The sequence below is a fragment of the Streptomyces sp. SolWspMP-5a-2 genome, assembly GCF_900091845.1.
Lineage (GTDB): Bacteria > Actinomycetota > Actinomycetes > Streptomycetales > Streptomycetaceae > Streptomyces > Streptomyces doudnae.
Genome location: NZ_FMCI01000100.1, coordinates 1 through 8,316, shown reverse-complemented (window position 1 = coordinate 8,316; position 8,316 = coordinate 1). Strand labels below are relative to the sequence as shown.

Annotated in this window: 8 protein-coding genes and 2 pseudogenes; 4 read left to right on the top strand and 6 right to left on the bottom strand. The window is 75.8% G+C overall.

Annotated features, from left to right (window positions below):
* The 3 genes and pseudogenes from GA0115242_RS39825 to GA0115242_RS09665 all read right to left on the bottom strand — a co-directional run.
* Nucleotides 1-121 (bottom strand): SDR family NAD(P)-dependent oxidoreductase (locus GA0115242_RS39825; protein WP_141721562.1); only part of this gene is annotated, 121 nt, incomplete at its 3' end.
* Between the two features lie 143 nt (nucleotides 122-264).
* A complete protein-coding gene (locus GA0115242_RS09670; RefSeq protein ID WP_093826638.1) occupies nucleotides 265-588 on the bottom strand; it encodes a putative quinol monooxygenase in 324 nt (107 codons plus the stop codon).
* Nucleotides 589-705: 117 nt separating this feature from the next.
* A pseudogene (locus GA0115242_RS09665) lies at nucleotides 706-1,271 on the bottom strand (TetR/AcrR family transcriptional regulator).
* A gap of 289 nt (nucleotides 1,272-1,560) precedes the next feature.
* On the opposite strand from GA0115242_RS09665, the gene GA0115242_RS09660 reads away from it, so the two are divergent.
* Genes GA0115242_RS09660 through GA0115242_RS09645 form a run of 4 tightly spaced genes read left to right on the top strand, consistent with a single transcriptional unit; the run spans nucleotide 1,561 to nucleotide 6,344 of the window.
* Entirely contained in the window at nucleotides 1,561-2,130 is a 570-nt protein-coding gene (locus tag GA0115242_RS09660; protein ID WP_093826637.1) for a (2Fe-2S)-binding protein, read from the top strand.
* Complete coding sequence (locus tag GA0115242_RS09655) at nucleotides 2,127-3,119, top strand: FAD binding domain-containing protein (RefSeq protein ID WP_093826635.1); 993 nt, start codon at nucleotides 2,127-2,129, stop codon at nucleotides 3,117-3,119. The genes GA0115242_RS09660 and GA0115242_RS09655 overlap by 4 nt, the downstream gene beginning before the upstream one ends.
* Nucleotides 3,116-5,230 (top strand): xanthine dehydrogenase family protein molybdopterin-binding subunit, encoded by a 2,115-nt coding sequence (locus GA0115242_RS09650; RefSeq protein WP_093826633.1) that lies wholly within the window; start codon nucleotides 3,116-3,118, stop codon nucleotides 5,228-5,230. The genes GA0115242_RS09655 and GA0115242_RS09650 overlap by 4 nt, the downstream gene beginning before the upstream one ends.
* The gene (locus tag GA0115242_RS09645; RefSeq protein WP_093826631.1) at nucleotides 5,223-6,344 is read left to right on the top strand and encodes an XdhC family protein; all 1,122 of its coding nucleotides are present in this window, start codon (nucleotides 5,223-5,225) and stop codon (nucleotides 6,342-6,344) included. Before GA0115242_RS09650 ends, GA0115242_RS09645 begins: the two co-directional genes overlap by 8 nt.
* A 49-nt stretch (nucleotides 6,345-6,393) precedes the next feature.
* Here the strand turns inward: GA0115242_RS09645 and GA0115242_RS09640 are convergent, their stop codons facing one another.
* The 3 genes and pseudogenes from GA0115242_RS09640 to GA0115242_RS09630 all read right to left on the bottom strand — a co-directional run.
* Complete coding sequence (locus GA0115242_RS09640) at nucleotides 6,394-7,128, bottom strand: alpha/beta fold hydrolase (protein ID WP_093826628.1); 735 nt, start codon at nucleotides 7,126-7,128, stop codon at nucleotides 6,394-6,396.
* 146 nt (nucleotides 7,129-7,274) lie between these two features.
* Nucleotides 7,275-7,949, bottom strand: a complete 675-nt coding sequence (locus GA0115242_RS09635; protein ID WP_093826626.1) for a class II aldolase/adducin family protein — start codon at nucleotides 7,947-7,949, stop codon at nucleotides 7,275-7,277.
* Nucleotides 7,946-8,316: pseudogene (locus GA0115242_RS09630) on the bottom strand (nucleotide-binding domain containing protein); the annotation flags it as partial. The gene GA0115242_RS09635 and the pseudogene GA0115242_RS09630, both read right to left, overlap by 4 nt.

The following is an 8,316-nucleotide window of genomic DNA, read 5'->3' as shown; positions in this document are numbered from 1 at the left end:
CGCTGCGCCCGGAGACGGCCACGAGGGCGCCCTCGGCGGCGAACGCCTCCGCCACCGCCCGTCCGATGTTGCTGGTCGCCCCGGTCACCAGGGCGGTCCTGCCCGCGAGTCGCGTCGACATCCTGAATCACTCCGTCGGTTCGCCTGAACCCCGTCCTCCGGGGCACGGACGCCACTGTGCGCCGCGGAAAATGGACCGGCAAGTCCAGAAAACGCGGGCCCGGGAGGACGGGACCTGCGGCGGTCGCCGACGGGAGGGCGCGGCTACTCCACCGTCATCTCGCCCAGCTCCGACCAGTCGTCCTGGGGGAGCGAGGCGTTGACGATGCGCGGGGTCTCCGCGAGGTACCCGGGCAGGTGCGCGCACGCGGTGCGGAAGTGCTCCGACCGGACGTGCTCCCCGCCCGCCTCGTCGTCGCGGAAGGCCTCCACGAGCACGTACTCGGCCGGGTCGTCGAGGGAGCGCGACCAGTCGAACCAGAGGCATCCGGGCTCGGCGTGGGTGGCCGCGGTGAACGCGCGGGTGATCTCGGGCCAGTCGTCCGCGTGCTCGGGGCGGACGCGGAAGCGGGCGGTGATGAAGATCATGGGTCTCTCCCTGTGCTGTCACGGGTGCCGGACGGGCGGCGGGTGCCTCCCGGACGGCTCAACTGCCTGGTCAGGGTACGAGAAGCGGCCTCGCGGCCGGAGCCGGGCGCGGGGGTGTCAGGAGGCGCGGCCGGGGCCCGGCGCGCCCGCGCGCAGGCCGTCCATCACCAGGTCGAGCAGGCGCGCGGCCCGCGAGCGCCAGTCCTCGGCGAGGCTGAGCTGCCAGAGCCCGGCGATGGCGAGCAGGAAGTCGTCGCCGCTCAGCCCCGGCCGGACGGTGCCCGCCTCCTCGCAGGCGCGCAGCAGCAGTTCCGCGGCCTCGGTGACGGGGGTGGGGGCGGCTTCTGCGGGCCGTCCGGCGCGCTGGTGGCGAGCCGGATCGCGTCCGCGAGACCGGCCTTGGCCATGGCGAACTCGGCGAGCCGGTCCATCCAGGCCCGCAGCGCCTCGTCCGGCGGCAGCCGGGCGAGCAGCCGGGGCGCGGTGTCGGCGACCTGGCCCATCTCGTGCCGGTAGATCTCCAGCACCAGGGACTCCCGGTTGGGGAAGTTCCGGTAGAACGTGCCCTGTCCGACGCAGGCCTTCCTGGCGATGGCGCTCAGCGGCGCGTCCGGGCAGCGGGTCAGCTCGGCGAGGGCGACGTCCAGGATGCGTTCGCGGTTGCGCTGCGCGTCCGACCGCATCGGCGTGTCCCTCTTGTCCCGCACGGGTCGCTCCTCGACGGCCGGTGGCCGAACCGGCCCTTGTTAAGCGGACAGTTGTCCGTTACGTTTCCCGGAGTAGCGGACAGCTGTCCGGACGCGTCCCACGATAGCCGTGGCCGCGCCCCGCGGGCAGCCGTCGGCCGTGCCCGCCCGCACGCCGACCGCCCCCGGGAGGGAACGCGGCGAGCGGTGCCGGGCCCCGCGCGGCAGGCGCCCGCCGAGCCGGGACACCGCACGACGCACCCGACCCACCCGAAAGAAGTCGTCCATGGCCTTACCGACGTCCAGCGTCATCACCCTGAACGTCAACGGCGAGCCGCGCACGCTGCCCGTCGACCACCGCACCACCCTCCTGGACGCCCTGCGCGAGCGTCTCGACCTCACCGGCACCAAGAAGGGCTGCGACCACGGGCAGTGCGGCGCCTGCACCGTCCTGCTCGACGGACGGCGCGCGGTCTCCTGCCTCCACCTCGCCGTCGCCGCCGAGGGCCGCGAGATCACCACGGTCGAGGGCCTGGCCGACGGCGGACGACTGCACCCCGTCCAGCAGGCGTTCCTCGACCTCGACGGCTACCAGTGCGGCTACTGCACCCCCGGACAGATCTGCTCCGCGGTCGGCGTGCTGCGCGAGCACGCCGAGGGCTGGCCGAGCGCCGTCACCGGCGACCTGCGGCCCGAGGCGGGACCGCCCGAGCTGACCCCCGAGGAGATCCGCGAACGGATGAGCGGCAACCTGTGCCGGTGCGGCGCCTACAACGCCATCGTCGAGGCCGTCGCCCACGCCGCCGACAGCACCTCCGCGGCCCCCGCGGCGGACACCGAGGAGGCCGTCGCGTGAGGGAGTTCGGCTACCAGCGCGCCCAGGACGTGTCCGACGCCGTCGCCCTCCTGGACGCCGACACCGACGCCCGCTTCCTCGCCGGGGGCACCAACCTCGTCGACCTGATGAAGACCGGCGTCGAACGGCCCGGACGCCTCGTCGACATCCGGTCACTGCCCCTGGACCGCGTCGAGTCCACCCCGGACGGCGGCCTGCGCGTCGGCGCCACCGTCACCAACGGCGACCTCGCCGCCCACCCCGAGGTCAGGCGCCGCTACCCGGTGCTCGCCCAGGCCGTCCTGGCCGGGGCCTCGGGACAACTGCGCACCATGGCCACCCTCGGCGGCAACCTCCTCCAGCGCACCCGCTGCGCCTACTTCACCGACACCACCCTGCCCTGCAACAAGCGCCGGCCCGGCAGCGGCTGCCCCGCGGTCCGCGGCGAGCACCACAACCACGCCGTGCTCGGCGCCTCCGACCACTGCGTCGCCGTCCACCCGTCCGACCTGGCCGTCGCGCTCGCCGCCCTCGACGCCGTCGTGCACTACGAGACCGCCGACGGGCCGGGCGACCTGCCGCTCGGCCGGTTCTACCTCCCCGTCGACGACACCCCGCACCGCGAGACGGCCCTGCCCGCGGGAGCCCTCGTCACCGGCGTCACGCTGCCCCCGGCCCCGGTCGCCGCCAGATCCCGGTACCGCAAGGTGCGCGAACGCGCCTCCTACGCCTTCGCCATCGGCTCGATCGCCGCCGCGCTCGACGTCCGCGACGGCGTCGTGCGCGACGTCCGCCTCGCCTACGGCGCCGTCGCCTCCCGCCCCTGGCGGGCCCGCGCCGCCGAACGCGCCCTCACCGGGGCACCCGCCGACGCCGCCTCCTTCGCCGCCGCGGCCGACGCCGAGCTGGCCGCCGCGAGGCCCCTGCCGCACAACGGATACAAGGTCACCCTGATGCGCAACCTCACCGTGGCCGTGCTCACCGAACTCGCCGAGGAGGCCGCGCGATGACCACCGCCGTCCGCACCGGAGCCGTCGGCACCGGGCACGTCCGGGTGGAGGGCCGCGACAAGGTCACCGGCGCCGCCCGCTACGCCGGCGAGATCCCCTTCGCCGGACTGGCCCACGGCTGGCTGGTCCTCTCCACCGTCGCCCGCGGCCGGATCACGGACATCGACAGCGAACCGGTGCTGCGGATGCCGGGCGTCCTCGCCGTCCTCGACCACCGCAACGCCCTGCCCCTCACCACCGACTACGTCGGCATGCTCGGCACCGCGCCCGACCCGACCTGCGCCGTCTTCCAGAACGACCGTGTGCCGCACCGGGGTTGGCCGGTCGCGCTGGTCGTCGCCGAGACCCCGGAACAGGCGCGGGAGGCCGCCGAGGCGCTCGCCGTGAGCTACACCCGGGAGCCGCACGACGTCGGCTTCGACGCCGACCGCCCCGACACCCGCCCCGCGGACGGGCACATGCCGGCCGTCACCGACAAGGGCGATCTGGAGGCCGAACTCGCCGCCGGAGCCGTCGTCCTGGAGGCCGAGTACTCCACCCCCGAGGAACACCACAACCCGATGGAGCCGCACGCCGCGACGGCCCGCTGGGAGGACGGGCGGCTCGACGTCGTCGACTCCAACCAGGGCGCCACCTGGGTCGTCGGCGAACTCGCCCAGCTCTTCTCCCTCGACCCGGCCTCGGTGCGGGTCCGCTCCGAACACGTCGGCGGCGGCTTCGGCAGCAAGGGCGTGCGCGCCCACCAGGTCGCCGCCGTGATGGCCGCCGCCGTCCTGGACCGCCCGGTCCGCGTGGTGCTGACCAGGCGTCAGATGTTCACCCTCGCCGGGCACCGCAGCCCCACCGTCCAGCGGGTCAGGCTCGCCGCCGACGCCGACGGACGCCTGCGCGCCCTGGACCACCGCTCCCTGAGCCGCACCTCCACGGTCCACGAGTTCGTCGAACCGAGCGCCGGGGTCGCCCGGGTCATGTACGACGCCGACGCCCACCACACCGAGAACCGCGTCGTCAGCCTCGACGTGCCCACCCCCACCTGGATGCGCGCCCCCGGCGAGGCCCCCGGCTCCTTCGCCCTGGAGTGCGCCCTCGACGAACTCGCCGAGAAGGCCGGCGTCGACCCGGTCCTGCTGCGGCTGCGCAACGAACCCGAGCGCGGCCCCGTCTCCGGACTGCCGTTCGCCGGGCGCAACCTCCGGGCCTGCTTCGAACTCGGCGCCCGCCGCTTCGACTGGGCCCGGCGCGACCCGCGGCCCGGACGGCGCAGGGACGGCCGCTGGCTGCTCGGCACCGGCACCGCCGCGGCCTCCTTCGGCGCGGGCGCCGCGCCCTCCACCGCGTCGGTCACCGCCGAGGCGGACGGCTCGTTCACCGTGCGGATCGCCGCCGCCGACATCGGCACCGGCGCGCGCACCGCCCTCACCCTGGTCGCCGCCGACGCCCTGGACACGGCACCCGACCGGGTACAAGTACGGCTCGGCGACAGCGCGTTCGGGCCCGCCATGATCGCCGGTGGCTCCATGGGCACCCGCTCCTGGTCCTGGGCGATCACCGCGGCCGCGGCCGCACTGCGCGAGCGTCTGGTCCCCGGTCAGGAGATCCCGCCGGACGGCATCACCGTGCGCGCCGACACCACCGAGGCCGTCGCCGCCCTCGCCCAGAAGGAACGGCACTCCTTCGGCGCCCAGTTCGCCGAGGTGGCCGTCGACGTCGCCACCGGCGAGGTGCGGGTGCGCCGCATGCTGGGGGTGTTCGCCGCCGGACGGATCGTCAACCCCCTGACGGCGCGCGGGCAGTTCATCGGCGGCATGGTCTGGGGCATCTCCATGGCCCTGCACGAGGAGGCCGTCCGCGACCCCGGACACGGCGGCCTGGTCGGCGCCGACCTCGCCGGGTACCACGTGGCCGCGCACGCCGACGTGCCCCGCCTGGAGGCGGAGTGGATCGAGGAACCCGACCCGGACGACCCCGCCGGAGGCATCAAGGGGATCGGCGAGATCGGCATCGTGGGCGCCGCCGCGGCGATCGCCAACGCGGTCTGGCACGCCACCGGCGTCCGCCACCGCGCCCTGCCCATCCGCCCCGACCGGGTGCTGGCGGGCCACGATGCTTGACCTCGCGCCGCAGCTCACCGCCTGGCTCGACGAGGGGCGCGAGGTGGCGGTGGCGACCGTCGTCTCCGTCGGCGGCAGCGCGCCGCGCGGTCCCGGCGCCGCCCTCGCCGTCGACCGCGGCGGGAGCGTCATCGGCTCGGTCTCCGGCGGCTGCGTCGAGGGCGCCGTCTACGCGCTGTGCGAGCAGGTCCTCGCGGACGGCGAGAGCGTCCTCGAACAGTTCGGCTACAGCGACGAGGACGCCTTCGCCACCGGCCTGACCTGCGGCGGGGTCCTCGACGTGCTGGTCACTCCGGTGGCCGCGGCCGCGCCCCTGCTGCGGTCGGCGCTCGACCGCGCCGCGGCGGGCGTGCCGGTGGCCCTGGTGCGGGTGGTGCGCGGCCCGGCCCGACTGCTGGGCAGGGCCCTGCTGGTGACGCCGGACGAGGACCCGGAGGGGACCCTCGGCGGGGGAGCGGCCCTGGACCGCACCGCCGCCGCCGAGGCGCTGGCCGCCCTGGACGCGGGCCGCACCGGCACGGTCGAGGTCTCCGAGGACGGCTCCCGCTGCCCCGGCGGCGTCACCCTGCTCGTCGAGTCCAGCCTGCCGCCGCCCCGCATGATCGTCTTCGGTGCGGTCGACTTCACGGCCGCGCTGGTGCGCGTCGGGAAGTTCCTCGGCTACCACGTCACGGTCTGCGACGCCCGGCCCGTCTTCGCGACCCGGGCCCGCTTCCCCGACGCGGACGAGGTCGTCGTCGACTGGCCGCACCGCTATCTGCGCACCACCCGCACGGACGCCCGCACCGTGCTGTGCGTCCTCACCCACGACGCCCGGTTCGACGTACCGCTCCTGGAGGTCGCCCTGCGGACACCGGCGGCGTTCGTCGGCGCGATGGGCTCCCGCCGCACCCACCTCGACCGCGACCGGAGGCTGCGCGAAGTCGGCCTGGAAGACGTCGAGTTGGCCCGGCTGCGCTCGCCCATCGGGCTCGATCTCGGCGGCCTGACCCCCGAGGAGACGGCGCTGTCCATCGCGGCGGAGATCGTCGCCACCCGGCGCGGCGGCACGGGCGTCCCGCTCACCGGCGCCGTCACGCCGATCCACCGCGTGCCCGTCTCCCGCACGGCCTGAGTCACCGGCCGGGGACGGCCCCGGCCGGTGACCGCGACGGCGGCGCCGCTCAGCCCAGGTCGAGGAGCAGGGCGGCGAGCGCGGCGGGCTCGGTGAGCATCGCGTCGTGCCCGGTGCGCAGTTCGTGGACACGGGCGGGGACCCCGCCGGGCCTGGGCGCCGGAACCGGACGGCGCGTGACCCCGGCGGGCTCCTGGCCGACGCAGTGGATGTGGACGCGCGGTATCGACTCCTGGGCGGGGTTGTCCAGGCGGACCGGCTCCTGGAAGCAGCGGACGGACTCGTCGCCGAGCGTCGTCCTGAGCCAGGCGACGTCCTCGGGGTCGGTGACACCGAACAGGCCCCGCGGAGCGGGCAGTTCGGGCAGCGGCGGGATGCGCCAGGGGTGCGGTCCCGCCGCCGCCGCGTCGATCAGGGCCTGGCTGAACGGCATCACGTCGACCGCGCTCTCGCCGTGCACCGGCACCATCGCGTCCAGGAACACCAGCCGCGCCACCCGCTCCGGCACCCGGTCGGCGACGCCGGAGACGACCATCCCCGCGTAGCTGTGCCCGACGAGGACGACGTCCTCCAGGTTCTGCTCGTCGATGAGGCCGACGACGTCGTCGACATGGGTGGTGAGCCCGACCTCGGGGCCGAGCAGCCCGGCCCGGTCGCCGTGGCCGGTCAGGGAGGGCGTCAGGACCCGGTGCCCGTGCGCGGTGAGCAGCGGGGCGACCCGGTGCCAGCACCGGCCGTCGTGCCAGGCGCCGTGGACGAGGACGTAGGTGGTCGAGCGGGACATGGCGGTACCTCGGGAGGATCGGGGGAGGGGGCTGCGTGCGCCGCGGGGGCGATCCCCGCGCCGCACGTCCTCGACGGTAGGCAGCCGTCAGGTACCTCCCGGTGCCTCACGGTGTGCCACCCGGCCCACGGCCCGTCCCCGGGCGCTCACGCCGGGCGCAGCGCCTCCTCCGGTTCCCGTTCGTCCGTCCAGCAGGAGCCGTACCGGGCCGCCAGCGCCCGCGCCTGCGCCGGGGTGAGCAGGCGGGGGTGCCGGGCGCCCAGGAGCAGCAGCAGCGCCGAGACCTCCTCGATCTCCACCGCCGCCTCGGCCGCCGCCTTCAGGGTGGGCCCGGCCGTGACCGGGCCGTGGTTCTGCAGGAGCGCCGCCCGGCAGGGGAAGTCTAGGCGTTCCAGATCGGCCGCCTGGCCGGGGTCGCCGGGCGGGGCGTAGGGGAGCAGCGGGGTCTGGCCCACCCGCATCACGAAGTACGGGGTGAGCGGCGGCAGGGCGCTGCGCGCCGACCACGGGGGCAGGCAGGACGCGGCGACCGCCTGGCGCGAGTGCAGGTGCACCACGGCCCGGTTGGCGGGATCGCGCCGGTAGAACGCCAGGTGGAGCGGCAGCTCCTTGGAGGGGCGAGGACCGTCGAGGTGGGTGCCGTCGAGGTCGAGCACGGAGAGCGCGTCCGGGTCGAGCGCGGCGAGGTCGGCGCCGGTCGGGGTGAGCAGGACGCGCCCGTCCCCGTCGCGGACGCTGAGGTTGCCTGACGAGCCGGGGCTGAGCCCGAGGGACGCCAAGTGGGCTGCCGTGCGGACGAGTTCGTCGCGGGGCGCGGTCATGCGAGCTGCTCCCAGGCCGTGGTGAAGATGTCGGTGGAGCCGAAGTTGCCGGACTTCAGCGCGAGGTCGACGGCGCCCCCGCCGCCCGGGGACGCGACCTCGGCGCGGGCCCAGGTGACACCGGGCGCGATCGGCGCCCCGACGGCGAGCGTGCGGGCGCCCAGCGCGGAGACGACGGCGCCCGAGGTCTCGCCGCCCGCCACCAGCAGGCGGCGCGCACCGGCGCCGACCAGGGTGCGGGCGCATGCGGCGAGGGCGCGTTCGACCAGCTCCGAGGCGGGTTCGGCGCCCTCGGGGTGACCTTCTCGACGTCGTCCGGGTCGGCGACGGCGTAGAGCAGCGGGGGCCGCCCCGGACTCGGCGGCCC